18 protein-coding genes are annotated in these 26,373 nt (G+C 62.3%); 11 read left to right on the forward strand and 7 right to left on the reverse strand.

Features of this window, described 5'->3' with window-relative positions:
- Positions 1-54 precede the first annotated feature (54 nt).
- Positions 55-963, reverse strand: a complete 909-nt coding sequence (locus P9292_RS19205) for a helix-turn-helix domain-containing protein (RefSeq protein ID WP_409015177.1) — start codon at positions 961-963, stop codon at positions 55-57.
- Between the two features lie 227 nt (positions 964-1,190).
- Between P9292_RS19205 and motA the strand changes: the two genes are divergently transcribed.
- Positions 1,191-2,060: a flagellar motor stator protein MotA gene (gene motA / locus P9292_RS19210; RefSeq protein WP_244828477.1), complete on the forward strand. Its 870-nt coding sequence runs from the start codon at positions 1,191-1,193 to the stop codon at positions 2,058-2,060.
- Positions 2,061-2,093: 33 nt separating this feature from the next.
- Positions 2,094-3,074 carry a flagellar motor protein MotB gene (gene motB, locus P9292_RS19215; protein WP_244828478.1) on the forward strand — a complete coding sequence of 327 codons (981 nt, stop codon included), beginning with the start codon at positions 2,094-2,096 and terminating at the stop codon, positions 3,072-3,074.
- A 67-nt stretch (positions 3,075-3,141) separates the two neighbouring features.
- Here motB and P9292_RS19220 read toward each other — a convergent pair whose 3' ends face one another.
- A complete protein-coding gene (locus P9292_RS19220) occupies positions 3,142-4,473 on the reverse strand; it encodes an Nramp family divalent metal transporter (RefSeq protein ID WP_250493246.1) in 1,332 nt (443 codons plus the stop codon).
- Positions 4,474-4,789: 316 nt separating this feature from the next.
- Here P9292_RS19220 and P9292_RS19225 point away from each other — a divergent pair, with 316 nt between their 5' ends.
- From P9292_RS19225 to P9292_RS19250, 6 genes are all read left to right on the forward strand, one after another.
- Positions 4,790-5,071: a DUF4148 domain-containing protein gene (locus P9292_RS19225; RefSeq protein WP_244828483.1), complete on the forward strand. Its 282-nt coding sequence runs from the start codon at positions 4,790-4,792 to the stop codon at positions 5,069-5,071.
- Between the two features lie 352 nt (positions 5,072-5,423).
- Positions 5,424-8,624: an efflux RND transporter permease subunit gene (locus tag P9292_RS19230; RefSeq protein WP_250466742.1), complete on the forward strand. Its 3,201-nt coding sequence runs from the start codon at positions 5,424-5,426 to the stop codon at positions 8,622-8,624.
- Between the two features lie 25 nt (positions 8,625-8,649).
- Positions 8,650-9,900: an efflux RND transporter periplasmic adaptor subunit gene (locus P9292_RS19235; RefSeq protein WP_250493245.1), complete on the forward strand. Its 1,251-nt coding sequence runs from the start codon at positions 8,650-8,652 to the stop codon at positions 9,898-9,900.
- On the forward strand, positions 9,897-11,360 hold the full coding sequence (locus P9292_RS19240; protein WP_309960811.1) for an efflux transporter outer membrane subunit: 1,464 nt from the start codon (positions 9,897-9,899) through the stop codon (positions 11,358-11,360). Before P9292_RS19235 ends, P9292_RS19240 begins: the two co-directional genes overlap by 4 nt.
- A 100-nt stretch (positions 11,361-11,460) precedes the next feature.
- Positions 11,461-12,174 (forward strand): heavy metal response regulator transcription factor, encoded by a 714-nt coding sequence (locus P9292_RS19245; RefSeq protein ID WP_244828488.1) that lies wholly within the window; start codon positions 11,461-11,463, stop codon positions 12,172-12,174.
- Complete coding sequence (locus P9292_RS19250) at positions 12,171-13,691, forward strand: heavy metal sensor histidine kinase (protein WP_309960813.1); 1,521 nt, start codon at positions 12,171-12,173, stop codon at positions 13,689-13,691. Before P9292_RS19245 ends, P9292_RS19250 begins: the two co-directional genes overlap by 4 nt.
- A gap of 547 nt (positions 13,692-14,238) precedes the next feature.
- Here the strand turns inward: P9292_RS19250 and P9292_RS19255 are convergent.
- From P9292_RS19255 to P9292_RS19275, 5 genes are read right to left on the reverse strand one after another with little or no spacing between them, the layout of a single operon-like run.
- Entirely contained in the window at positions 14,239-16,980 is a 2,742-nt protein-coding gene (locus P9292_RS19255) for a molybdopterin-dependent oxidoreductase (RefSeq protein ID WP_309960815.1), read from the reverse strand.
- A 2-nt stretch (positions 16,981-16,982) separates the two neighbouring features.
- Positions 16,983-18,251 (reverse strand): FAD-dependent oxidoreductase, encoded by a 1,269-nt coding sequence (locus P9292_RS19260; protein WP_309960817.1) that lies wholly within the window; start codon positions 18,249-18,251, stop codon positions 16,983-16,985.
- Positions 18,248-18,592 (reverse strand): nitrite reductase small subunit NirD, encoded by a 345-nt coding sequence (gene nirD / locus P9292_RS19265; protein ID WP_309960820.1) that lies wholly within the window; start codon positions 18,590-18,592, stop codon positions 18,248-18,250. Before nirD ends, P9292_RS19260 begins: the two co-directional genes overlap by 4 nt.
- 15 nt (positions 18,593-18,607) lie before the next feature.
- Complete coding sequence (nirB, locus tag P9292_RS19270) at positions 18,608-21,151, reverse strand: nitrite reductase large subunit NirB (protein ID WP_250466731.1); 2,544 nt, start codon at positions 21,149-21,151, stop codon at positions 18,608-18,610.
- Between the two features lie 23 nt (positions 21,152-21,174).
- A complete protein-coding gene (locus tag P9292_RS19275; RefSeq protein WP_244828502.1) occupies positions 21,175-22,500 on the reverse strand; it encodes an MFS transporter in 1,326 nt (441 codons plus the stop codon).
- Between the two features lie 725 nt (positions 22,501-23,225).
- Here P9292_RS19275 and cobA point away from each other — a divergent pair.
- The 3 genes from cobA to P9292_RS19290 all read left to right on the forward strand — a co-directional run bounded on the left by cobA (position 23,226) and on the right by P9292_RS19290 (position 25,912).
- A complete protein-coding gene (cobA, locus tag P9292_RS19280; RefSeq protein ID WP_309960823.1) occupies positions 23,226-23,987 on the forward strand; it encodes a uroporphyrinogen-III C-methyltransferase in 762 nt (253 codons plus the stop codon).
- A 189-nt stretch (positions 23,988-24,176) separates the two neighbouring features.
- Positions 24,177-24,752 (forward strand): ANTAR domain-containing response regulator, encoded by a 576-nt coding sequence (locus P9292_RS19285; RefSeq protein WP_244829714.1) that lies wholly within the window; start codon positions 24,177-24,179, stop codon positions 24,750-24,752.
- A 20-nt stretch (positions 24,753-24,772) separates the two neighbouring features.
- Positions 24,773-25,912, forward strand: coding sequence for a CmpA/NrtA family ABC transporter substrate-binding protein (locus P9292_RS19290; RefSeq protein WP_309960824.1), 1,140 nt, complete (start codon positions 24,773-24,775; stop codon positions 25,910-25,912).
- Positions 25,913-26,373: the final 461 nt, after the last annotated feature.

Genomic DNA, 26,373 nt, shown 5'->3' on the forward strand with positions numbered 1-26,373 from the left:
CCGCGTTGGTTGGACAAAAGCCATGGTTAGCCGCTTCGCTAAAACGCCGCGTGCTCATTCATTGATTCGCGCCGCGTCGTCAGGTTCAATTTTGTAAGCTGATGGCCGTGAGCGCAACGACATCTCCGCGAGCGCGGTAGCCGTAAATTCGTCGGCGGGAAAAAAGGCCTCGATTGCCAACTCGGATAGCGTGATGTCCACCGGCGTGCCGAATACCGTCGTCGTACTCAGAAACGACAGTGTGCCGTGCAGCGTCAAAAGGCGCAGCGGCACGACCACGGGATCGACTTCGGCACTCCTCGCCTTACCGGCATGCGGCGGCGTTGGATACGCCTCGAGTTCCACGAGCAGCGCGGCGAGCGTGGCGTCTCTAGAAACCTCGATCTGCCGACGCACACGCGCCAGTAGATGCGCGCGCCATTCGTGCCAGTTCTCGATTGCGTGACTCAAGCCTTGCGGATGCAGCGACAAGCGCAGCACGTTCACGGGCGGCGCGAGTAGCGACGCATCCGCCGCGAGCGCAACCAGCGCCGACACGGCGGCGTTGCCAGCGATCATCGTCCAGTGACGATCGACGGCCAACGCCGGATACGGCTCGTGTCCCTTGAGCACAAGTTCGACGGCACGGCGCGCGGCATCGAGTTGCGGATCGGCGAACGGGCGTTCGCGATATAGCGGCGCATAACCCGCCGCCATCAGAAGCGTATTGCGCTCGCGCAGCGGCACATCGAGTTGCTCGGCCAGGCGCATGAGCATCTCGCGGCTCGGCAACGATCGCCCTGATTCGATGAAACTCAGATGACGCGTCGACACCTCAACGTCGCCAGCCAGGTCGAGCTGGCTCATGCGCCGTTTCTGGCGCCATTCACGCAACAGCGTGCCGACCGTCGCGGGCGGCGCAACACTCGATGCAACGAACGCAAAAGTCGAATTCATGCCGCCGATGTTAGTCGATTCGTCCATCCGCGATCCATTACCTCACGCGTAATGACCGGTCAAAGTTGCGTCGAATGCGGTCGTAACATTTACCTCGCAAACCATTGCGCAGAAATCTTTGCGCGCGTAACCCTAAATCTCGGGTGGTCCGCGCCGTTAAAAGCCATCAACAAGCCAATAAAGTTTCGCGTGCCGTGCGTGTCTCATGTCGAGCTCGCAGTGCTCGCGACGCCCTGACTTCTTGCGGAGAGATCATGTTTGTCATTATCGGTTGGGTAGTGGTCATCGGTTCGGTGATCGGGAGTTTTATCGGCGTCGGCGGGCATCTGGCGGCGCTGGTTCAGCCGTTCGAGTTGCTGTGTATTTTCGGGGCGGCAATCGGCGCGTTCGTCGTGTCCAATCCGACCGCAACGCTCAAGAAGACCTTGCAAGGTCTGCCGAAGGCCTTTAAGGGCGGCGCCTACACGAAAGAAAAATACCTTGCGCTGATCGCGCTGCTCTATGAGCTGCTGCAAAAGGCCCGCAAGGAAGGGATGATGGCGCTCGAAGCCGACGTCGATGCTCCCGAAGCCAGCCCCGTGTTCCAGAAGTACGAACACGTGATGAACGATCATCATCTGCTCGAATTCATCGTCGACTATCTGCGCATGATGTCCGCAGGCAACGTCAACGCGATGGAAATGCAGGACCTGATGGACGAAGAACTCGAAACGCATCACACCGAAAGCGCGATTGCCGGTAACGCAATTCAGAAGATGGCGGACGGCTTGCCGGCGTTCGGTATCGTCGCGGCGGTGATGGGCGTGGTGCACACCATGGGCTCGGTCGGCGCCGCGCCCGCCGTGCTGGGCGAGATGATCGCGGGTGCGCTCGTCGGAACCTTCCTCGGCATTTTGCTCGCATACGGTTTCTTCGGACCGCTCGCTGACTTGCTCAACGCAAAGGGCGCGGCCGAAGCCAAGCCGTTCCAGTGCGTGAAGTCCGTGTTGCTCGCGTCGATGAACGGCTACGCGCCGACCATCGCCGTCGAGTTCGGCCGCAAGGTGCTCTTCACGGCGGACCGTCCGAGTTTCAAGGAACTGGACGACGCCGTGCGCGCCACCAAGATGCCGAAGTCCGCTTAAAGCCGCTCGCGCTCATTACCGGAAAACACGTTCATGGCTGAGAAACCTTCACGCGATCCGCTGCAATCCGTGCTCGCGCCGACCATCATCGTGCGCCGCAAAAAGAAGGCGCACGGACACGGTCATCATGGCGGCGCATGGAAGATTGCTTACGCCGACTTCGTCACCGCGATGATGGCCTTCTTTCTCTTGATGTGGCTGCTGGGCTCCACGTCGAAGTACGACAAGGAAGGCATCGAGGACTACTTCAACACACCGCTCTCCGCGCTCTTCGGCAACGACGGCGGCGCATCCGCGCACACGAGCGTGATTCCAGGCGGCGGACGCGATCTGTCGAGCACGCGTCCCGGCGAAGGCAAGAAGAGCCAGACGCAGCCAGTGCCGCCGCAAATCGCGCGTGCCGCCGTCGCCGCGGACGACATGCAGCGCCTGCAGCAACTGAAGCAGAAGCTGCAAGCGCTGATCGAACAGACGCCTGCATTGAAAGCGTTCAAGGATCAGATTCGGATCGCGATCACGAGCGAAGGCTTGCGTATCGAGATTGTCGATTCGCTCAAGCGGCCCATGTTCGCGTCGGGCAGCTTCAAGCTCGAAAGCTACGTGACGACGATTCTCACGAATATCGGCGCGTCGTTGAATGACGTCGATAACCGCGTGTCTATCGCCGGTCACACGGACGCCGTGCCCTATTCCGGCAATCAGACGGGCTACTCGAACTGGGAGCTGTCGAGCGAGCGTGCCAACTCCGCGCGCCGGGCGCTGGTCAGCGGCGGCATGAAGGAAAGCAAGATTCTTCAGGTGCGCGGTCTCGCCGATGCACTGCCGCTCAATAAGGACGTTGCCGACGAACCGACCAACCGCCGTATCAGTATTCTCGTGCTGAACAAGGCTGCGGAACAGGCATTCTTCCGCGATGGCGGCCGCACGACGGTGGATCAGACCTTGCCTCCCGAAACCGCGATTCCGGCGGCCGTGGCGGCGAAATCGACCGCACCGGCAGCGGTGGTCAAGTAACCTCCAGCCTTCATCGACAGATGCGCCATGCACGAATCACGCGTGCATGGCGCTTTCTTTTGTGCGCTCAGGAAAGCCAGTCGCTCACGGTCTGCACGACGAGCCACACATTCGCCACGCTGATCACGACGAACAAGAGCCACGCCAGCAGCTTCGTGGTCATGGCATTGGCGAACTCGCCCATCAGCGTCCGATCGCTCGTCATGCGAATGAGCGGCCACAATGCAAACGGTAATTGCAGGCTCAGCACGACCTGACTCGCGACCAGCAGCTTGCCGACCGCGCCGTTGCCCATCGCATACACGCCGATCAGCGCGGGCACGAGCGCGAGCGCACGCGTGATGAAACGCCGCTGATAGCACGGAATCTTCAAGTGCAGGAAGCCTTCCATGATGACTTGGCCCGCGATGGTGCCGGTAAACGTCGAGCTTTGTCCCGAAGCGAATAGCGTCACCGCGAATAGAACCGCGGCCAGCCCGGTGCCGACGATAGGCGCCAGCAGCTTGTAGGCATCTTCGATCTCGGTGACTTGGGTATGCCCTGTCGCATGAAACGCCGATGCCGCGAGAATCAGAATTGCCGCGTTGATGAGCAACGCAAGCACGAGCGCGACGATAGTGTCGATGCGCGACAAGCCGATCGCCGACGCCAGGCTCTTCTTATCGCGCTGAACCACGCGCGTTTGCACGATCGACGAATGCAGATAGAGGTTATGCGGCATCACGGTTGCCCCGAGAATGCCGATGGCGAGATACAGCGGCTCGCGCTGCGAGAAGAGGCTGATCGAAGGCACGAGACCTGCGGCGACCGAAGCCCAATGCGGCTTCACGAGCACGAGCTCGACAATATAACCAAGCCCGATGGTCGCAATCAAACCCAGCATGATGGCTTCGAGATCGCGAAAGTTCTTGCCCTTGAGACCGAGCACGATGAGCGTATCGAACGCGGTGAAGATCACGCCCCACATCAGCGAGCAGCCGAATAGCAAGTGAAACGCGAGCGCACCGCCGAGCACTTCGGCGAGATCGCACGCGATGATCGAGAGTTCGGCGAGCGCCCATTGCGCATGAGCGACGGGCTTTGCGTAGCGTTCGCGTGATAGCTGCGCGAGATCGCGTCCGGTGACAATGCCGAGGCGCATCGACAGACATTGCAGCACCATCGCCGCAAGGCTCGAAAGCACGACGACGAAAAGCAGGTCGTAGCCATAGCGCGATCCGGCTTCGATATCGGTGGCCCAATTGCCCGGGTCCATATAACCGATGGAGATGAGCAGCCCCGGCCCCGCGAACTGCAGCAGCTTTTTCCAGAACGACGCGCCAGGCGCGACGGCGACGGAGCCTTTGACTTCAGACGGACAGAATGGCGCGGTGGCCGTGGTCGGCAGCTTGAACGGCAATTGACGGTCCCGGTGTCGATGTTTGAACGAAAGATGTTTGAACGAAAGCGAGCGTCACTGAAACGAATCATGCCTTTGTCTTACAGGACGCTCGAAGCTCGCGAGTCTATCATCGGGCGCTTGCCGCCACAGGCGAAAACGTTTGTGACAGCGCCCGCTTCAATCTGACCAAAGCGCCATTTGACCGCCAGCATCTCGTCACGGTGCCAGACATAGAATCGGTGCCGTGGCGGTGGTGGGTGTAACGAGCTTCATGACGCTCGAAACCACGAAACCGCACGCCGCGAATCGTCCTTAACTTTTCAGGGAGTTCGCCATGAAACTACTCGCTCGCATCGCTATCGTTACGTTGGCCGCAGCGCCACTTGCCGCCTTTGCTCAAAGCGAAGGACTCACCCGTGCACAGGTCAGACAGGATCTCGTCAAGGTCGAACAAGCCGGCTACAACCCGTCGGAGCGCGATGCGTTTTACCCGAACGATATCCAGGCCGCCGAACAGAAGGTCTCGAACCCGTCGTATGGCGCATCGTCGGAAGGCTCGTCCGCGTCGGGACAACCGACCATGACGACCACGCCGCTCGGCCAGACTCCGCAATAACGTCATTCAACAGTCACGCCATTCCGAACGAGGCCAGCGCGGCTTCCGCTGAATTGAAGCGATCCCGCGCCGTCTCACTGCGGTACTCGCATTGCCTTTCGCGCGATGCATCGACGTACTTTCCGATTACGTTCACCTTCCATTGCGCGCTGCCGGCTTTCCTTTCGAGCGCTTAGGATTACACACGCCTTTCATTTCACGCAAGATGACGAAATCGCCATTTTCGCGTCATTATCTCGTTGGTACGTTGCCACTACCATAGGGCACCGAAGGCGACTCACCGACCCGCCTTCGAGACTCGTCCCGCGCGTGAAAGCACCTGCGTCCCTCCCTCGCTCTTCCGAACGCCTCAATGTGGATTGTCAACGTAGCGCTGAAGCGGCCTTATACGTTCATCGTAATGGCCATCATGATCCTGCTGGCCACGCCATTCGTCATTCTGACGACGCCGGTGGACGTACTTCCGGAGATCAACATTCCGGTTGTCAGCATCATCTGGACGTACACGGGCCTCTCGTCCGAGGACATGGCCAACCGCATCACGTCCGTGAACGAACGCAGTCTCACGACCACCGTCAACAACATCGAGCATATCGAGTCGCAGTCGTTGCCGGGTATCGCCATCATCAAGCTGTTTTTGCAGCCGACCGCGAACATTCAGACGGCGATCGCGCAGACGGTGGCCGTCGAACAGGCGCAGCTCAAGCAGATGCCGCCCGGCGCAACGCCGCCGCTCGTCATCAGTTATTCGGCGTCGAGCATTCCGGTGATCCAGCTTGGATTGTCGAGTCCTAAGGAGTCGGAGCAATCGCTCAACGATACGGCGCTCAACTTCCTGCGCCCACAGCTCGTGACCATTCCCGGCGCATCGGTGCCGTATCCGTATGGCGGGAAGTCGCGTCTCATCTCCATCGACCTCGACACGCGCGCGCTGCTCGCCAAAGGCCTGACGCCAACCGATGTGGTCAGCGCCGTCAACGCGCAGAACCTGATTCTGCCGACCGGCACGGCGAAGATCGGGCCGAAAGAATTCACCATCAACATGAACGGTTCACCGACCACCGTGGAAGGCCTCAACGACCTGCCCGTGCGAACCGTGAACGGCGCGACGACTTATCTGCGTGAAGTGGCGCACGTGCGCGATGGCTTCTCGCCGCAGACCAACGTCGTGCGTCAGGATGGCCGGCGCGGCGTGCTGATCTCGGTGCTGAAGAACGGCGATTCATCGACGCTCTCTATCGTCAACACGTTGAAGGGTCTCTTGCCGCAAGCGCGTTCGTCGTTGTCGGAAGACATCAAGATCACCGCGCTCTTCGATCAATCGGTGTTCGTGAAAGCCGCCGTGCAGGGCGTGGTGCGCGAAGCGCTGATCGCCGCCGCGCTCACGGCCGCCATGATCCTGCTCTTCCTCGGCAACTGGCGCAGCACCTGCATCATCGCGATCTCGATTCCGTTGTCCATTCTCTCGTCGTTGATCGTGCTGCATGCGCTCGGGCAAACCATCAACATCATGACGTTGGGCGGGCTCGCGCTCGCGGTGGGCATTCTCGTCGACGACGCCACCGTCACCATCGAGAACATCGAACGCCATCTGCACATGGGCACCGATCTGCACGAAGCGATTCTCGAAGGCGCGGGCGAAATTGCCGTGCCCGCGCTCGTCTCGACGCTGTGTATTTGTATCGTGTTCGTGCCGATGTTCTTCCTGACCGGCGTGGCGAAGTTCCTGTTCGTGCCGCTCGCGGAAGCCGTGGTGTTCGCCATGATCGCGTCGTACATTCTTTCTCGGACGCTCGTGCCGACGCTCGCCATGCTGCTGATGGGCCACGCGCATGCACCCGATGCCAAGAAGAAGCCGAATCTCTTCATGCGGCTGCATCGCCGGTTCGATCACGGCTTCGAGCGCATGCGCGCCGCATACATCGTGATTCTGAGCAGCCTGCTCGTGAAGCGGCGGCTCTACGGTTCGCTCTTTCTCGGCTTCTGTCTCATCTCCACCGCGCTGGTGTTCGTGCTCGGCCAGGACTTCTTTCCCACGGTCGATGCCGGCGACATCCGCATGCACATGCGTGCTCCAACGGGCACGCGTATCGAGGAAACCGCGCGTCTCGCCGATGAAGTCGAGAAGGTCGTGCGTCAGGTCGTGCCCGCCGATGAGCTCGATACCATCCTCGACAATCTCGGCCTGCCCTATAGCGGTATCAATCTCTCGTACAGCAACTCGGGCACCATCGGTACGCTCGACGGCGAGATACAGGTCGCGTTGAAAGAAGATCACGCGCCGACCGAAAAATATATCGATGAACTGCGCGCGCTCTTGCCGCAGAAATTCCCCGGCGTGGAGTTCTTCTTTCAGCCCGCGGATATCGTCACGCAGATTCTGAACTTCGGCTTGCCCGCCGCCGTAGACGTGCAGATTCAAGGCCAAAATCAGCAAGCTAACTTTCAGGTCGCGGCCAAGCTGATGAAGCAGATCCGCATGATTCCCGGCAACGTGGATACGCACATCCAGCAGAAGCTCGACGAACCCGTCATCAACCTGACCATGGACCGCACGCGTCTGCAGCAGCTCAATCTCTCGGCAAGCAATGTCGCGCAGAACGTGCTCGTTTCACTATCGGGCAGTTCGCAAACGTCGCCGGGATTCTGGTTCAACCCGAAGAATGGCGTGGAATACAACCTCGCGGTACAGACGCCGCAGTATCAGGTTTCATCGGTCGACGAACTCTTGCGCACGCCTGTGTCTGCCTCGCTCACGGGACCGACGCAGTTGCTCGGCAACCTCGTGCGTGTCTCGCCGCAGAATCAGTTCGCGGAAGTCTCGCACTACAACATCCGTCCCGTGATCGATCTCTTCGTGAGCGTGGAAGGAAACGATCTCGGCAGCGTGGCGCGTCAGGTGAATCATCTCGTCGATGAAGCGCGCCGCACGCTTCCGCGCGGCACGCAGATCAATGTGCGTGGTCAGGTCGAGACCATGCGTACATCGTTCTTCGGGCTGGGCGTTGGCGTGGCCATGGCGATCGTGCTGGTGTATTTGCTTATCGTCGTCAACTTCCAGTCGTGGGTCGATCCGCTCATCATCGTGAGCGCGTTGCCGGCGGCGCTCGCGGGTATCGTCTGGATGCTATTTCTCACCGGCACGCATCTGTCCGTGCCCGCACTCACGGGCGCGATCATGACGATGGGCGTCGCCACCGCCAACAGTATCTTGATGGTGTCGTTCGCGCGGCAACGTCTGACAGCGGGCGTGCCGCCGCTCGCCTCCGCGCTCGAAGCAGGCGCAAGCCGTATTCGCCCGGTGCTGATGACGGCCTTCGCGATGATCATCGGCATGATTCCGATGGCGCTCGGTCTCGGCGAAGGCGCCGAACAGAACGCGCCGCTCGGCCGCGCGGTGATCGGCGGCTTGCTGTTTGCCACGGTTTCCACGCTGTTCTTCGTGCCGCTCGTCTTCGCGGGTATTCACGCGCGCCTTGCTAAACGCGCGGAACGCAAAGGCCAGAAACCGCACGGCGAAGCGCAGTCCGACGACACGAACACGCAGCACTGAATTCAATCCAGGCACTCCGACGAACATGACTGAAAAGAACCACGCCTCGCTCGCGATTCCCGCGCGTGATCCGAATGAAGGACCCGCGCTGCCACCGCGCCATGTCGAATGGAAACGCGCGAAGATCGCGCTCGTGATCGTGCTTGCGCTGCTCGCGCTCGGCGCGGCGCGCACCGTGATCAGCGACATGATCCACAACCGCTCGGTCGTCACGCGCACGCAACAGAACGCCCAGCAATACGTCAACGTGGTCGCGCCGACGCAGACCGATGGCGGCGGCAACACGACCTTGCCGGGTACGCTGCGCGGCTTCGTCGAATCGCCGATTTATGCGCGCGCGACGGGTTATCTGCTGCACTGGTATGCGGATATCGGCACACGCGTGAAGCAAGGCCAGTTGCTCGCCGATCTCGATACCCCTGAAATCGATCAGGAGCTCGCGCAGGCGGTCGCGCAACGCGATCAGACAGCATCGAGCCTGGGCCTTGCGAAAAGCTCGCTGCAACGCTGGCAACAACTGCGTCAGCGCGATGCCGTCTCGCAGCAGGAACTCGACGAACGTCAGAGCACGTATAACCAGGACGTGGCCAATCTCGCCGCCGCGGACGCCAACGTGAAGCGTCTGCGTCAGCTCGAATCGTTCAAGCGCATCGTCGCGCCGTTTGCAGGCGTGGTCACGCAGCGCAACGTCGATGTCGGCGATCTCATCGACGCGGGCAGTGGCGCGAGCCGCGCGCTCTTTGCGCTCGCGCAGTCAGACCCGCTGCGCGTGTTCGTGCAGTTGCCGCAGGCGTATGCGCAAAACGTGTCGGTCGGTCAGTCGGTGGTCGTGATGCAGGCCGAGCTTCCCGGTCAGCAGTTCCACGGCAAGATCACGCATATCTCCGGCGCGATCGACGTGCCCACGCGTTCGCTGCAAGTCGAAGTCACGCTGCCCAACGCCGATCAGCGCCTGCGTCCCGGCGCCTATGTGCAGGTCGCGGTGCCAGCCGTCGTCCATGCACGCCTGCTCGTGCCGGGCAATGCGTTGCTCTTCCGTGCGGAAGGACCGCGCGTCGCGGTGGTCGACTCGAACGGCCATGTGCATCTGAACAAGATCGTGATCGCGCAGGATCTTGGGCAGTCGCTCGAAATCGAGAGCGGTATCGAGCCGACCGACAAGATCATCATCAATCCGAGCGATTCCATTGCGGACGGCGATCATGTCGTGGTCCAGCCGCAGAAGCAGCAGAATCAGCACGATCCGCAGACTCCGAATCAGAAGGCCGCGTCATGAGAGGCATCGTTGCCATCGGCATGTTGACGATGCTTGCGGCGTGCACCGTCGGCCCCGATTACAAGCGCCCCGTCGCCGAGACGCCGCCCGACTGGCAAACCGACTCGTACTGGCGAGTCGGCGAACCTTCGCACGCGCCGCTCGCGCTCGACTGGTGGACGAGCTATGACGACGCCACGCTGAACACGCTGGAGACGCAAGCACTCGCGCAGAATCAGACGCTCGCGGCCGCCGTCGCGCATTACGAACAGGCCCGCGCAACGCTCGCGCAAACCTCATCGCTCGCGCTGCCCGAGGTGGATCTCGGCGCACAGGCCGACCGTCTGCGCGTATCGAAGAATCGTCCGGTCACGAGCTACAACACGCCGGTCATGAGCACGGTTCAGAACGACATCAAGCTCGCGCCTTCCGTGAGCTATGACCTCGATCTGTTCGGACGCATTCGCCGCGAAGTGGAAGGCGCACAGGCAACGGCGGAACAATCGCGCGACGACCTCGCCAACGCGCGGCTCGTTCTCACCACGGAACTCGCGAGCAGCTATTTCTCGATGCGCGAACTCGATGCCGAGATCGACGTGCTGAATCGCTCCGTGGGGCTGCAGAAGAAAGCGCTCGATTACGTGACCTCGCAGCACGATCTGGGCGCGGTATCCGGTCTCGACGTACTGCAACAGCAGTCGCAACTCGACTCGACACGCGTGCAGGCGCAACTGCTGCTGAACCAGCGCGCGCAATACGAACACGCCATTGCGGCGCTCGTCGGCACGCCCGCGCCGCAGTTCTCCATCGCGGCGGACATCAAGGATCGTCCGGTGCCGTCGATACCGCTCGGCCTGCCGAGTGACGTGCTGCAACGCCGGCCGGATGTGGCATCGGCGGAGCGTTCGATGGCGTCGGCGAATGCGCAGATCGGCGTCGCGAAGGCTGCATTCTTTCCGAGCCTGACCTTGAACGGTAACGTCGGCTGGGAGAGCACGGCGTTCTCGAGTCTCATCTCCGCGCCAAGCCTCTTGTGGACCATCGGCACCATGGCGAGCCAGGTCGTGTTCGATGGCGGCCGGCGTTCCGCTGCCGTCGACTTCGCGAGCGAAGGCTACGTGGCGGCTGAGGCGAATTATCGTCAGACCGTTCTCGGCGCGTTCCAGCAGGTGCAGGACGGTATCGTCGGGTTATCGGTGCTGGATGGCGCGGCGAAGCAATCGCATGCAGCCGTCGTCGACTCGCAGCGTCTGCTTTCGCTTGCCAATGATCGATATTCGGGCGGCCTCGTCGCTTATCTCGACGTGATCACCGCACAGCAGCAATTGCTCACGAGCGAGCGCCAGGATGTGCAGATACGTGGCCAGCAACACACCACGTCTGTCGCGCTCGTCAAGGCGCTGGGCGGCGGATGGGACGTGCATGACGCGGCGCAGGAACAGGGTGCATCGAATCAGAGCGTCGAGGAATCATCGCGTTGAATGGCGGTTCGATGCAAGCATGTTAGACGTGAGGATCGTATAGTAATCACCTATAACAATAAGCAAGCGAGCGGTAAGCAAACCCCTTGAAGAGGCAGGCATGAAAGTCCTGATAGTGGAAGACGAACACAAGGTAGTCGATTACCTGCGTTCCGGACTGACCGAGCAAGGCTGGGTCGTCGATGTGGCGATGGACGGCGAGGAAGGCACGCATCTGGCCATCGAATACGATTACGACGTGGTCGTGCTCGATGTCATGCTGCCGCGCCGCGATGGCTTCGCGGTGCTGAAGGCGCTGCGTCTGCAGAAGTCGACGCCGGTCATCATGCTCACGGCGCGCGATCATATCAATGACCGTGTGCGCGGTCTGCGCGAGGGCGCGGACGACTATCTCACCAAGCCTTTTTCGTTTCTCGAACTCGTCGAGCGACTGCACGCGCTCGCACGGCGCACGCGCGCGCAGGAATCCACGCTCATTTCCGTGGGCGATCTTTACGTCGATCTGATCGGCAGACGCGCCACGCGTGACGGCGTGCGCCTCGATCTCACCGCGAAGGAATTTCAGCTGCTGAGCGTGCTCGCGCGCCGTCATGGGGATATCCTGTCGAAGACGGCCATCACCGAACTCGTCTGGGAAGTGGATTTCGAAAGTCATACCAACGTGGTGGAAACCGCCATCAAGCGGCTGCGTGCCAAGCTCGACGGGCCGTTTCGCACCAAACTCCTGCATACCGTGCGCGGCATGGGCTACGTGCTCGAAGTGCGCGAAGCACGCGACACGCGGGAAACCAGGGAAGACGCGAGAACATCATGAACGTGCAGTGGGCCAAATCCGGCGACGGCGAACCGCGCTCGCAGCGATCCATTGCGCGGCGGCTTGCGGTCATGTTCGCGGTCGTCGCGTTGTTCGTGTTCGCGCTCGTGGGCACCGGGCTTTTTCTCGTGCTGCGTGTGCAGCTCGAACAGCATCTGCGCGACTCGCTCGACAATCGCGCGGAGATCGCACGGCTGATCGTCTCGCACGTATCGAACCCCGACAAGTGGAAGATGGCCAAGGAGAAGCTCGCGGACATCACGCCGCGTGACGGCTCCACGATGTTCGCCGTGGCCAGCAACGACGGCCTTTATAACTACGGCGCACCGCCCTTGCGCGATCAGATCAAGCGCGTGCAGGACCATTACGGGCACTTCCAGCCCGAAGGCCGCGCGTATGAAATGCTCATGACCACGCTGACCATTCCGCCGTATATGGACCGTCCGCCGTTGCAGCTTTTCGTGGCCGTGGACTGTTCGCCGAACGTGCGGACCATGCGCGCCTTCGGGCTTGCGCTTGCCGCATTGACGGCGCTCGCCACGGTCGCCGTGTTGTTCCTCAGCTATTCGGTGGCGCGACTGGGCCTTGCGCCCTTGACGCGTCTGACACGCGACGCGCAGAACGTAAGTCCGAACAATCGCTCGCAGCGGCTCAACACGCGCTCGTTGCCCTTTGAACTCGAAGACCTCGCGAAGTCATTCAACGGCGCGCTAGAACGGCTCGATCACGCGTATGGACGGCTCGAATCGTTCAATGCGGATGTCGCGCACGAGTTGCGCACGCCCGTCACCATTCTCATCGGCCAGACGGAAGTGGCGCTCACGCGCGACCGGCCGATCGAAGAATTGCGTCATACGTTGCAGTCGAATCTCGAAGAGTTCGAGCGCGTGCGCGCGATCATCAACGACATGCTGTTCCTCGCGCGTGCCGATCAGGGCGAACGCGCAACGGGACTCGTCGAAGTGTCGCTCGCGGCGGAAGTGAGCCGCACGCTGGAGTTTCTGGAGATACCGCTCGAAGAAGCGCAAGTGCGCGCGACGGCAAGCGGCGATGCACGCGCCTTCGTCAACACGTCGCTATTCGGCCGCGCGCTTTCCAATCTCGTGATGAACGCCATTCAGCACTGCGCGCCGGGCGCGACTATCTCGGTCAACATCGCGCGCGAGCATGGGCGCGTGCGGATCGCGGTGGCTAATCCCGGCGAGCAGATCGCGCCGCCTGTCATGCAGCATCTGTTCGATCGTTTCTATCGCGCCGAAAGCTCGCGCACCAACAGCCGGGAGAATCACGGGCTGGGACTGGCTATCGTGAAGGCCGTGGCGGAAATGCATCGCGGCACGGTATCGGCGACGAGTGCCAAGGGCATCAACACGTTCGCGTTCTCGGTGGCGCGATTCGGCAATGAGCATCGGCCCATGAGCGAAGGCGGGGCATCGGCCGGGGCGCCGTTATCCGCCGAGCATGCGCAGCAGGCGCGCATTGCGATGGGCCTTTCGGAGCGGCATTCCACGGGCTGATTGTTCTCGCGGTGCTTTCCCGCGATGTCAAAAAAAAGGGTTGGCCCTTCCGATGTATCCACATCCGAGCCAACCCAAAAAGAAGAGACGGCTGTGAAGCACATCTCCATGCTCCAGAAACGCCACCTTGCCTGGTTGCCTCCGGAGTTCCAACGGTGTTACTGAGCGGTTTGCGACGTCGGTTTCGTCGCGGCAATGGCAATGGCAATGGCTATTGCAATGGCGGCAAGCTTCGCTTCGTGTGCCCTATAGCGTGGAAGCGTCACCAAGAAACTCATTCGCCATCCGAAATAACCGTGCCTTCGTTTCAATCCCTATAGCCATTCGACGATGCCCGCTGACGCTCATTTTTGTCGATGCGCCTGTGGGAAAGGACTGTAAGGAGAATCGCGAAAGGAATTGGCGGGGGAACCAACATATGCGCTGAAATCGAGCTGATTATCAGATGTTTGGTTCGACAACGCTCACAGGGCGCTTATTGGAAGACGGCATGAAGTAAAAACGGGCGCCGAGGCGCCCGCTTCTTGCCGCAGCCGTCAATGACAAATCAACCCGTGCTCAACCGAGCCATCTCCGTTTCGACGATCAGCTTCTTCAACTCCGGCACGCACGATCCGCAGTTGCCGCCGGCCTTCACGCAAGCGGTGACCTCCGCGGCCGTCTTCAGACCCTTGTCCTGAATCGCCTTGCAGATCGTATTGCGCCCGACGCCGAAGCACGAGCAGACTGTCGGTCCTGTGTCCTCGCCCTTGCCTATCGGCTGGCCGAGCAAAAGGCTCGCGCGGTCTTCATCGTCGAGACGCTCTTTATCGAAGAGACTCGCAAGCCAAGCGCGCGCAGGCAAGTCGGGGCGCTCGGAAACGAACACGCAGCTCTCGATGCGATCGTTCACCACATGCGCCGCGCGATACACGCCCGCACTTTTGTCCTCGTATTCGATCCAGTCCGCATGCGGATCGTCAATGCGAAAGAGCGCGCGCGCCCAGTCGTGATGATCGTCATGCGCGGCATCGAAACGATTGCGTCCTGCCAGTTCATGGCGCACGAAACGCGCGCCGTGCACGCGCGTCCATTGCGTAACGGAATCGAGCGCGGGCGCGCGTCGCGAAAGCGCGAAGCCGTGCCATGTCACGTGGAATTGCTCGATCGACACAGGCGTGTGCTTGAACTCGGGCTCGCCCGATACCGGATCGACGACCGGATTCACCACCGCGCCGACGCGCGCATCCGAGGCAACCTGATCGTTCCAGTGGATCGGCACGAACACGCTGCCGCGCGACATGCCGCCGCCGAATTGAACACGCGCGATCATCGAACCCCAGCGGCTCGTCACGCGCGCGAGCTCTCCTTCGCGCACGCCGTATGCAAGCGCGTCCTGCGGATGCATGTCGATGAACGATTCGCTGATATGCCCGGCGAGCTTCGCCGAACGCCCGGTGCGCGTCATCGTGTGCCATTGGTCGCGCACGCGGCCCGTGTTGAGAATGAGCGGATAGTCGGCATCGGGCGCGTTGACCGGATCGCGCGGCGGCGTCGCGATGAAACGCGCGCGCCCATCGGCATGACTGAAGCGTCGTTGCTCGAAAAGGCGCGCGCTGCCGGTGTCGTCTTTCGAGCGCAGCGGCCATTGCACGGGTTCGAGCAGGTCGTAACCTTGCTCTCCGAGTTGCGTTAGTCCGCCGATGTCGAATGCGCGATAAACGCCCGTCTCCGTGTCGTTGCGATACGCGCTCAAACGCGCGTGTTCATCGAAAATTTCATGCGGCGCCTGGAAGTCGAAGCCCGCAAAGCCCATGCGACGCGCGACATCGCACATGATCCGCCAGTCGGCGCGCGCTTCGCCCGGTGCCGGCAGAAATGCGCGCTGCCGCGAGATACGGCGCTCCGAGTTGGTCACGGTGCCGTCCTTCTCGCCCCAGCCGAGCGCGGGCAGCAACACATCGGCGCAAGCGTTGGTATCCGTATGCTCGATGATGTCCGAGCTCACCACCAGTTCACACTTTGCAAGCGCGCGCTTCACGCGGTCGCCGTCCGGCAGACTCACGACCGGATTCGTGCCCATGATCCACAGTGCTTTCACGCGGCCGGCTTCGATGGCGTCGAACAGATCGACAGCCTTCAATCCGGCGCGTTCGGGAATCGCAGGCGACGCCCAGAACGTCTGCACGATCTCGCGATGCAACGGGCTATCCAGTTCGAGATGCGCCGCCAGCGTGTTGGCAAGGCCGCCCACTTCGCGCCCGCCCATCGCGTTCGGTTGTCCCGTGAAGGAAAACGGTCCCATGCCTGGCTTGCCAATGCGTCCTGTCAACAGATGACAGTTGATGATGCTGTTGACTTTGTCCGTCCCCGCGCTCGATTGATTCACGCCTTGCGAATAAACCGTCACCACGCGTTCGGTGCGCGCAAAGAGCCGATAGAAGGTCATCAGATCGTGCGCGTCGAGCTTGCAGTCCTTCGCGGTCTGCGCGAGATCGGACGGTCCTGCTGCCGCGAGCGCGGCATCGAAGCCGTTGGTGTGTGCATCGACGAAAGCGGAATCGGATGCGCCATGCTCCGCCAGAAACGCGAACAGGCCGTTGAACAGCCGCACATCGCTGCCGGGCTTGAGCGGCAGATGCAGATCGGCCATCTCGCACGTTGCCGTGTGGCGCGGATCGATCACGACGATCTTCACGTCTGGCCGCGCTTCCTTCATCTTCACGATGCGCTGAAACAGGATTGGATGACACCATGCCGTATTCGATCCGACGAGCACGATGGTATCGGCGAGTTCGAGGTCTTCGTAATTCAGCGGCACGAGGTCTTCGCCGAACGCGCGCTTGTGTCCCGCCACCGACGACGACATGCAAAGCCGCGAGTTCGTATCGATGTTCGCGCTGCCGATATAGCCCTTCATCAGCTTGTTGGCGACGTAATAGTCTTCCGTGAGCAATTGCCCCGATACGTAGAAGGCGACCGCATCCGGACCGTGACGTTCGACGATGCGAGCGAATCCGCTCGCCACGGTGCCGATGGCATCGCTCCAGGAGACATCGGCGAGCGCGCCGGTTTTACCTTCGCGCAGCTTCGGTTTGAGCAGACGTCCTTCGAGGCTCACCGTGTCGCCGAGTGCCGAGCCTTTCACGCACAAGCGGCCGAAGTTGGCCGGATGTGTTTCGTCGCCAGCAATCGCCACGTCGATAGCCGTGCGCGGTGTCGCCATTACGCCGCAACCCACGCCGCAATAAGGACACGTCGTGCGAACGGCAGCGGCCTGAACCGGAATGATGGGGATTCTCGCGTTCATATCTATGCTTGCGCTTCGCAAAGCGTCTTGCCGAACAACAAACGTCCGCGCAGATGCGAGACATCCGTGCGGTTCTGAATCAACTCGAAATACCATGCGCCGTCTTTCACGTCGCCATACAGCACCGCGCCGATCACACAGCCCGCCTGCAACACGAGACGCTTGTAGACGCCGCGACGCGGATCGCGCAGCACGAGGTCTTCGGACGAATCGTCGCCGATGAAATCGCCCGCCGAGTAAAGATCGACGCCCGTGACTTTCAGCTTGGTCGCGGTCGCGCGCTGCACATAACGGCGATGTCCCGCGCCCGCGAGATGCGCGCCGGCCACACGCGCCTGATCCCAGATCGGCGCCACGAGACCGAATGTAGCCGAGCGATGCTGCACGCATTCGCCCACTGCATAGACGCGCGGATCGTAAGTCTGCAAGGTGTCGTCGACGACGATCGCGCGCTCGCAGTGCAGTCCCGCTTCCTTCGCGAGCGCGATGTTGGGACGCACGCCCGCGGTCATCACGACGAGATCGGCTTCGATCTCGCGGCCATCGGCAAAACGCACCGCCGTCACGCGTTCATCGCCCACGATCTCCGTCGTCTTAGCGGCCATCGCGAAACGCAGACCCTTGGCTTCCAGCGAACGCTTGAGCAACGTGGACGCGCTCGCATCGAGTTGACGGTCCATCAGGCTTTCGCTCGAATGCACGACCGTCACCGACATGCCCTGACGTTGCAAACCGTTGGCCGCTTCGAGACCGAGCAAGCCGCCGCCGATCACCACCGCGTGACGATGATCGCGCGATGCCGCCAGCATCTTTTCCACGTCTTGAATGTCGCGAAACGCGATCACGCCCGGAAGATCGCAACCCGGCACGGGAATGATGAAAGGCTTCGAACCCGTCGCTATCAGAAGTCGGTCGTAGCGCGCCTCGATACCGCTTGCCGAGCGCACGATGCGCCGCACGCGATCGATTTGGACCACGGCGTCGCCTGCATGCAGCGTGATGTCATTGGCTCGATACCATTCGCGCGTGTTGAGGATGATGTCGTCCACGCTCTTCTCGCCTGCAAGCACGGGCGAAAGCAGAATGCGGTTGTAGTTGCCGTAAGGCTCGGCGCCGAACACGGTGATGTCGTACAGCTCGGGCGCGATCTTCAGCAATTCCTCGACCGTGCGCATGCCCGCCATGCCGTTGCCGATCACGACGAGACGCTGACGCGCCTGCACCATCGGTACATCGGCCGCACCAGCCGCAACCGCATATTCCGTCTTCATGCGGCAATCCACACTTTGCCGCCCGCCACGCGTGCGCGATACGCGGTCACGGAGCGCTCCGGCGCTTCGAGGCATTCGCCGGTACGCAGATCGAAGTGCTGCTTGTAGATCGGCGATGCCACGACAATGCGCTCGCCCAAGCTGCCGACGATACCGCGCGAGAGCACCGCCGCCTGCGAATGCGGATCGAAGTTGTCGATGGCGAAGACGCTCTGCTCGTCGCCCGCCACATGAAACACGGCCACCTGCGCGCCCTTGAAAAGCGCACAGACGCCGGTGTCGGGCACGATGTCATCGAGTTCGCAGATCTCGGTCCAGTCCTGTTCAATGCGGTCATTCATGGTGGTCTCCAGCGCTCAAACGGTTTCGACGACGACAGGAATGTCGATCAGCTTCAGCTTGCGTTCCTCGGGCGTCGCGGGACGAATCTGGCCGCGCTCTTCCACGAAGGTCACGTTCTCGTCGCTCTTGTCGCTGTTGACGAAGTGACGGAAGCGCTTGCGCGTTTCGGGGTCGGTGACGGCCTTCTTCCATTCGTCTTCGTACGTATCGACGACGAGTTGCATCTCCGCTTCGAGTTCGGCGGCGAGTTCGAGCTTGTCGTTCACGACGATATCGACGAGATAATCGAGGCCGCCTTCGAGGTTGTCGCGCCACACGCTCGTGCGTTGCAGGCGGTCCGCCGTACGCACGTAGAACATCAGGAAGCGGTCGACGTAACGAATGAGCGTGACTTCGTCGAGATCGGATGCGAGCAGTTCGGCATGACGCGGCTTCATGCCGCCGTTGCCGCAGACGTAGAGATTCCAGCCCTTCTCCGTCGCGATGACGCCGATATCCTTGCCCTGCGCTTCCGCGCATTCCCGTGTGCAACCCGAGACGCCGAACTTGATCTTGTGCGGCGTGCGCAGCCCCTTGTAGCGGTTTTCCAGCGCGATGGCGAGACCGACCGAATCGCCGACACCATAGCGGCACCATGTCGAACCGACGCACGACTTCACCGTGCGCAGCGACTTGCCATAGGCATGTCCCGATTCGAAGCCCGCGGCGATCAGCTCTTCCCAGATGAAGGGCAACTGCTCCACGCGCGCCCCGAACATGTCGACGCGCTGGCCGCCCGTGATCTTCGTATAGAGCCCGTACTTCTTCGCCACTTGTCCGACCGCGATCAAACCATCGGGCGTGACTTCGCCGCCCGGCATGCGCGGAACGACGGAATACGTGCCATCGCGTTGAATGTTGGCGAGGTAGTAGTCGTTCGAATCCTGCAGGCCCGCATGCTCCTTCTTCAGCACGAACTCGTTCCAGCACGAAGCGAGAATGCTGGCCACGGCAGGCTTGCAGATATCGCAGCCCAGACCCTTGCCATGCTTCGCGAGCATCGAGCCGAACGTGCGATGTCCTTCCACGCGCGCCATGTGATAAAGCTCCTGGCGCGAATACGGGAAGTGTTCGCAGATATGGTTGTTGACCGCGAGCCCCTGGCGCTTCATCTCGCTCTTCAGCACCTGCGTAACGAGCGGCACGCAGCCGCCGCACGATGCGCCCGCCTTGCATGCGCTCTTCAACGCGCCGATGCTGGTCGCGCCCGCGCACACCGCCGCGCAAATTTCCGCCTTGCTCACGTTGTTGCACGAACAGATTTGCGCGGCATCGGGCAAGGCTTCGACGCCGAGGCCGGGCTTCGCCTTGCCGTCGCTTTGCGGCAGGATCAGGAATTCGGGTGCTTCCGGCAGCTCGATCTTGTTGAGCATCATCTGCAAAAGCGTGCCGTATTCAGTGGCGTCGCCAACCATCACGCCGCCCAGCAGGAACTTGCCGCAATCCGACACGACCAGCTTCTTGTAGATTTGCTTGCGCTCGTCGCTGAACTGATACGAGCGGCTGCCCGGCGTCTTGCCATGTGCGTCGCCGATACTCGCCACGTCCACGCCCATCAGCTTGAGCTTGGTGCTCATGTCCGCGCCCGCGAACATGGCGTCGTCCGCGCCAATGACCTGCTTCGCGACGATGCGCGCCATGTCGTAACCCGGCGCGACGAGGCCGAACAACTGCCCTTGCCACAGCGCGCATTCGCCGATGGCGTAGATATCCGCATCGCTCGTGCGGCATGCGTCGTCGATCACGATGCCACCGCGCGGCCCGATCTCGAGACCGGCCGCACGCGCGATATCGTCACGCGGACGAATGCCCGCGGAGAACACGATCATGTCGGTATCGAGATGCGCGCCATCGGCAAAATTCATGCGATTCGCAGCACCCTCGCCATCGACGATGGCAAGCGTGTTGCGGCCCGTGTGCACCGTCACGCCCAGTTCCTCGATCTTGCTGCGCAGCACGCGTCCGCCGCCGTCGTCCACTTGCACGGCCATCAGACGCGGCGCGAATTCGACGACATGCGTGGTGAGCCCGAGATCGCGCAACGCCTTCGCCGCTTCGAGACCAAGCAAACCGCCGCCGACGACCGTACCGACTTTCGATTTCGCACCGAAGGCACGCATCGCTTCGAGATCTTCTATCGTGCGATACACGAAGCATCCCGCGCGCTCCTTGCCTTCGACGGGCGGCACGAACGGATACGAACCCGTTGCGAGCACCAGCTTGTCGTAGGGCAGCACTTCGCCCGTGGATGCCGTCACGGTACGCGCCGCGCGATCGATCGCGACGGCTTTCGCATTGAGCTGAAGCGCATAGCCCGAGCGATCGAAGAAGCCTTCCTGCACGAGCGAAAGCTCATCGGCCGACTTGCCCGAAAAAAATTCGGTCAGATGAACGCGATCATAGGCCGCGCGCGGTTCTTCGCAGAGCACGGTGACTTGCAGCGTGTCATGCCCGCTTTCGGCGAGACATTCGAGGAACTTGTGGCCGACCATGCCGTGGCCGATGACGACGATTTTCATGGGGACTCTGCCTGAGTGATGACTTAACCAGCTACACGGTTGTTGCCCGCGAGCGCGCTTTCACGCAACGCGGCTTCGCGTGCCTTGTGTTCCGGGGTAAAGCGCACGGCCAGCGCGCACAGTGCAGCGCCTCCGACCATCACGCCGAGCATCGAGAGCGTGGCTTGCGCATTGCCCACGCCTTTCATGAGGAAGCCCGCCGCGACCGCGCCGACGTTGCCGCCCGCGCCGATCACGCCAGCCACGCCGCCCAGCGCCTTGCGGTCGATGAACGGCACGAGCGCGTAGGTCGCGCCGCAAGCCATATGCGTGAAGAGCCCGAAGATGAGCATCGATACGATGGCGAGCGCGACGCCTTCGGCATGCGCGAACGCATAGAGACCGATGCCTTCGCCCGCGATCAGTACGAACAGCAAGGTCGCGCGAATATCGAGGCTGCGGCGCGCGGCCGCTTTATCGGAAAGCCAGCCGCCGAGCGCGCGGGCAAAGAGCGCGAGCAGACCGAAGCTGCCTGCCGCCAGTCCTGCCGCGCCGAGCGAGAGCTTGAAGTGATCGACGTAATACACGGCCGCCATGTTGTGGATGAACACTTCCACGCCGAAGCACGCGCCGTAGGTCACGAACAGCATCCACACGCGATAGTTCGAGCATGCGGTCACGAAACTCTGCCAGCCGCCCTTCTTGCCGCCGTCGATGGCAACGCCCAGTTCGCGCAGTTGCGTGAAGTTGCCTTGCGGACAGTCTTGCGTATAGCGCCAGTAAAAGTACGCCATCACAGGCATGGCGATACCCGGCACGATCAGCGCGATGCGCCACGACGATGCCGCGCCTGCGCCCAACGCGATCGCGGCGGCAACCAGCATCGGCACGAGAGCTTGCGCCGCGCCTGCGCCTGCGTTGCCCCAGCCCGCGGTCGTGGCGTTCGCGGTGCCGACGACGTTCGGCGCGAACATCACCGAGGTGTGGTATTGCGTGATGACGAAGCTCGCACCGATTGCACCGATGGCAAGACGACACCACAGGAAGCTGTCGTAGCCCGTGGAAAGCGCCGCGCCGAACACCGGCACCGCGCCTGCGAGCAACAGCGCGCTATAGACCTTGCGCGGGCCGAAGCGGTCGCACATCGGGCCCACGATCAGACGCACGAGAATGGTCACGGCCACGGCCGCGATATTGAGGTTGGCGACCTGGTCGTTGGAGAGGCCGTATTCGCGCTTGATGAGCGGCATCAGCGGCGCGCAAGCGAACCATGCGAAGAAGCATACGAAGAACGCCATCCATGTGAGATGGAAGGCGCGCATCGGCGCCGTGCGCATGCTGAAGAGATCGATCCGGGTGGCTTTGTCCATCGTCTTTCCGCCAAAAAAGAAAGGCGTCCCGCGCATCAGCCGGAAAGCCGATGCGGGGGACGCCGTTGTCCGATGCCCGCATGGCTTTAACCTGCCGGGCGCTGTAATCAGGACGGATCGCCGTTGATCCGATGGCGGGACATAAGGCAAGGGATATGCCATGTTGAACGCGTGCAGCTCACAACCATGCGGCATAAGCGTTCGAGCGATCCTGCACCGGCAACGCGCATTGGCTCTGCGTCGCGTTTTGATGCGTGCGGGCACATCGCTGGTGCGGCGCAGCACTGATGGCGTGCTAACGTCGCTTATATTTGAACCGTCTGGTTAATCGTGCGAATGAACGCGGGACGCCATGCACGCCATGCGTTTGGCAACGCATCGAAGCATGCGCGCGCTGTTCGGGTGCCGGCTGCACATCGACAGTGCCTTCTTGCGGTGCGACGTGATGCGCGCGTCGAGGCGCAAGCCCTTGCGACATCTACGCAAGCGCGTTCCCGGCGCAAATGGCCCGCTTATTGCATTGCTCGAAGCGCTGCCGGCAACGGCGCTGGCAGCAGCGCAAAGCATGCATACATCGACCGATGCGTGCATCGACCAAGGCCCAAGGACAACGGCGTCCCCTCGTGCAACGACACGGGCGGACGCTTTTTGCATTTCGTCCCGCCGCGCCGATGCGCCCCACCGATACAGGCGAGTCATCTCGCCCCAAGCCGAAAGAGAACACGATGAATCACGTTGAAGGCAAAGTCACCCTCCTGAGCGCGGGTCCCGGCGATCTCGACTTGCTGACCTTGCGCGCGGCCAAGGCGCTCGCCGCCGCCGACATCCTCATGCTCGACGACCTCGCCAATCCAGAGATCGTCACGCTTGCGCCCAACGCGCGCGTGATTCGCGTCGGCAAGCGCGGCGGTTGCCGGTCGACACCGCAAGCGTTCATCGAACGTCTGATGCAGCGTTATGCGAGAAAGGGCCTGCACGTGGTGCGCGTAAAGGGCGGCGATGCGCTGCTGTTCGGCCGCGCGGGCGAGGAAATTTCGGCGCTACGCCATGCAGGCATTGCCGTGGATATCGTGAACGGCGTGTCGTCGGGATTCGCGGCGGCAGCGGGGCTCGGCATTTCGCTGACGCATCGGGATCATTGTCAGGGCGTGACCTTCGTCACGGCGCACATGCAGGATCACAGTCAACCGGACTGGGCCGCGCTCGCCGCCACCGGCACGACGCTCGCCATCTACATGGGCATGAGCCGCATTGCGAGCATCGCTCAGGCGTTGCTCCTGGCGCTGCGAGCCGATACACCGGCCGCGGTCGTGCAGCACGCGGGATCGCCCGATGAGAAGCGCCTCGTCACCACGCTCGATCGTCTCGCCGCCGACGCCACCGCCGCCGGACTCGGCAGCCCCGCCGTCATTCTGATTGGCGGCGCGATAGGCGAAGCCGTCGAATTCGCGTGCTATTCCAAGCAAGGTCTCGCGCATGCCGCTTGAACGAATAGCTCGCGATGCAACGTTGAATCCGCGCGTTCGTCGCAACGAAAGACGCTGGTCGCGCACATTCGCACGCCGTATTGCCTATGCCATTCGGCCAGGTTCTCAAGCGGCCTGGCGCACGTTAGAGTCGAAGGTATCGCGTATGCCTTCGTTCCGACCGTTTCCCGCATGACTCCTGCTCCATCCATGTTGCGCGTCTTGCTCGTCACCGACACCGCCAAGCCCATCGGCGACTTGCGCGAGCAGCTGGCGCGTCTCGGTTACGACATGCTCGCCGAGGTCGCCGCGCCTTCCGCGCTGCATGCGGCCGTGGAGAGCCAGAAGCCGGATGTCGTCATCATCGATACCGATTCGCCTTCGCGCGACACACTCGAACAGCTCGCGGTGATGAACAAGGCCGCGCCGCGTCCCGTGCTCATGTTCAGCAACGACGCCGATCAGCAGTTCATTCGCGCCGCCGTCGGCGCGGGCGTGACAGCGTATTCCGTGGAAGGGCTCGCACCCGCGCGGCTCGCACCGATCATCGAAGTCGCGCTTGCTCGCTTCGCACACGAGGCGCAGTTGCGGCAGCGGCTCGCGCAAGTGGAGAACGAGCTTGCGGAGCGCAAGATCATCGACCGCGCGAAGCGGCTGCTGATGGATCGCCGCGGCCTGTCCGAGAACGACGCCTACGCCATGCTGCGCAAACGCGCGATGGACCAGGGCGTGAAAGTCGCGGAGATCGCGCGCCAGCTTCTCTCGGTCGCGGATTTGCTGCCCTGACCAAGCACATTGCACAGACCATGAACTTGCCCGAAACGAATACATCCCCGTCCGCGTTGCCCGAACGCACGCATTTGCGGCTCGGCTTCGTCGCGTTGAGCGACGCCGCGCCGCTTGCCGTCGCGGCCATCCACGAGATGGGGCGGCGCCACGGCATCCGTATCGAACTGTGCCGTCAGCCTTCGTGGGCCGCCGTGCGCGACAAGCTGCTTTCCGGCGAGATCGACGCCGCGCACGCGCTATATGGGCTCGTGTATGGCGTGCAACTGGGCATCGGCGGGCCGCAGGCGGACATGGGCGTCTTGATGGTCCTCAACCGCAACGGTCAGGCGATCACCTTTTCAAACCCGCTCGCCGATGCCATTCGGAATGGCGCGAGCGTGAAAGATGCGCTGGCGTCGCTCGACCGCCCGCCGGTGCTTGCGCAGACTTTCCCGACCGGCACGCATGCGATGTGGCTGTATTACTGGCTGGCGGCGAATGGCGTGCATCCGCTGCGCGACGTGCAAAGCGTCGTGATTCCGCCGCCGCGCATGGCCGATGCGATGGCCGAAGGCATGCTCGACGGCTTCTGCGCGGGCGAGCCGTGGCATGCGGTGGCCGAAGCGCGCGGCGTGGGACGCACGGTTGCGTACACGAGCGAAGTCTGGCCGGATCATCCGGAGAAGGTCCTTGCGTGCCGGCGCGATTTCGTCGCGCTGTATCCGAATAGCGCGCGGGCGCTGGTGCGTACGATGCTCGACGCATGCGCGTGGCTCGACGCGCGCGAGCATCGCGTGGAGATTTCGCAGGCGCTGGCTTCGGCGGAGTTGCTTGGCGTCCCGGCGGCGCTCATCGAAAGCCGGCTGGCTGCTGCCGATGGCGGCGACGCGCGCGCGCTTCCCGTGCGCTTCTTCGACAATGGCGCGGTGAACTTTCCGCGCGTGTCGGATGGCTCGTGGTTCATCACGCAGTATCGGCGCTGGGGCATGCTTTCCGGTGAACACGACGATGCCGCCATTGCGTCGGCAGTGAACCAGACGGCGTTGTATCGCGAGGCGGCGCTGGCGGCAGGCGTAAGTGTGCCGGACGAGTATCGGAAAGCGACCTTGTGCGATGGACGCGTTTGGGATGGCGGCGATACGGCCGGTTATCTCGCGGGCTTCGATGTGAAGGCTTGAGCGCGGGCTGTTGTCTCGTCTCGCGAAACTGCATCGGCCGGTGCGAGGGCCAGGCGCAAACGTCGCAAGCGACCAAGACACGCCGTACGCCAGCTTGCATGCACGTCGGTTCGACCCGGTCGTGAGCACGCCAGCCAACGCAAGGTTCAGTGGCGACTCGGCCTCCGCGCCACGATCAAGCCGTCTCGATCCCGCCAAGCCTTGACTTAAGCGCCTAAATCAAGAGAATGGGCGCCGCCGCGCGACCCTCGCGGGCGGGTTTTAGCGCCCCGGCGCCAACATCATGGACAATATCGGGATACGGATCGAAACGCGCTGACGTTCTCGTCGCGTGCTTCGGCTCACGCAACCGCGCTCAAACGGCCTGCCGTGCGCCGCTCGCGGCATCGGCTGCCGCTTTCCGCACACCAGAACCGCGCCGCCACCGGCCACCAGCGCCGCCGAGGATAGGTCGTCCTCGC

Source organism: Caballeronia sp. LZ001 (assembly GCF_031450875.1).
Taxonomy (GTDB): Bacteria; Pseudomonadota; Gammaproteobacteria; order Burkholderiales; family Burkholderiaceae; genus Caballeronia.

Bases quoted from the DNA above. Each gene is read 5' to 3' on its own strand.
- P9292_RS19205 (WP_409015177.1), bottom strand. From the start codon at position 963: ATGGACGAATCGACTAACATCGGCGGCATGAATTCGACTTTTGCGTTC.
- motA (WP_244828477.1), top strand. From the start codon at position 1,191: ATGTTTGTCATTATCGGTTGGGTAGTGGTCATCGGTTCGGTGATCGGG.
- motB (WP_244828478.1), top strand. From the start codon at position 2,094: ATGGCTGAGAAACCTTCACGCGATCCGCTGCAATCCGTGCTCGCGCCG.
- P9292_RS19225 (WP_244828483.1), top strand. From the start codon at position 4,790: ATGAAACTACTCGCTCGCATCGCTATCGTTACGTTGGCCGCAGCGCCA.
- P9292_RS19230 (WP_250466742.1), top strand. From the start codon at position 5,424: ATGTGGATTGTCAACGTAGCGCTGAAGCGGCCTTATACGTTCATCGTA.
- P9292_RS19235 (WP_250493245.1), top strand. From the start codon at position 8,650: ATGACTGAAAAGAACCACGCCTCGCTCGCGATTCCCGCGCGTGATCCG.
- P9292_RS19240 (WP_309960811.1), top strand. From the start codon at position 9,897: ATGAGAGGCATCGTTGCCATCGGCATGTTGACGATGCTTGCGGCGTGC.
- P9292_RS19245 (WP_244828488.1), top strand. From the start codon at position 11,461: ATGAAAGTCCTGATAGTGGAAGACGAACACAAGGTAGTCGATTACCTG.
- P9292_RS19250 (WP_309960813.1), top strand. From the start codon at position 12,171: ATGAACGTGCAGTGGGCCAAATCCGGCGACGGCGAACCGCGCTCGCAG.
- P9292_RS19255 (WP_309960815.1), bottom strand. From the start codon at position 16,980: ATGAACGCGAGAATCCCCATCATTCCGGTTCAGGCCGCTGCCGTTCGC.
- P9292_RS19260 (WP_309960817.1), bottom strand. From the start codon at position 18,251: ATGAAGACGGAATATGCGGTTGCGGCTGGTGCGGCCGATGTACCGATG.
- nirD (WP_309960820.1), bottom strand. From the start codon at position 18,592: ATGAATGACCGCATTGAACAGGACTGGACCGAGATCTGCGAACTCGAT.
- nirB (WP_250466731.1), bottom strand. From the start codon at position 21,151: ATGAAAATCGTCGTCATCGGCCACGGCATGGTCGGCCACAAGTTCCTC.
- P9292_RS19275 (WP_244828502.1), bottom strand. From the start codon at position 22,500: ATGGACAAAGCCACCCGGATCGATCTCTTCAGCATGCGCACGGCGCCG.
- cobA (WP_309960823.1), top strand. From the start codon at position 23,226: ATGAATCACGTTGAAGGCAAAGTCACCCTCCTGAGCGCGGGTCCCGGC.
- P9292_RS19285 (WP_244829714.1), top strand. From the start codon at position 24,177: ATGTTGCGCGTCTTGCTCGTCACCGACACCGCCAAGCCCATCGGCGAC.
- P9292_RS19290 (WP_309960824.1), top strand. From the start codon at position 24,773: ATGAACTTGCCCGAAACGAATACATCCCCGTCCGCGTTGCCCGAACGC.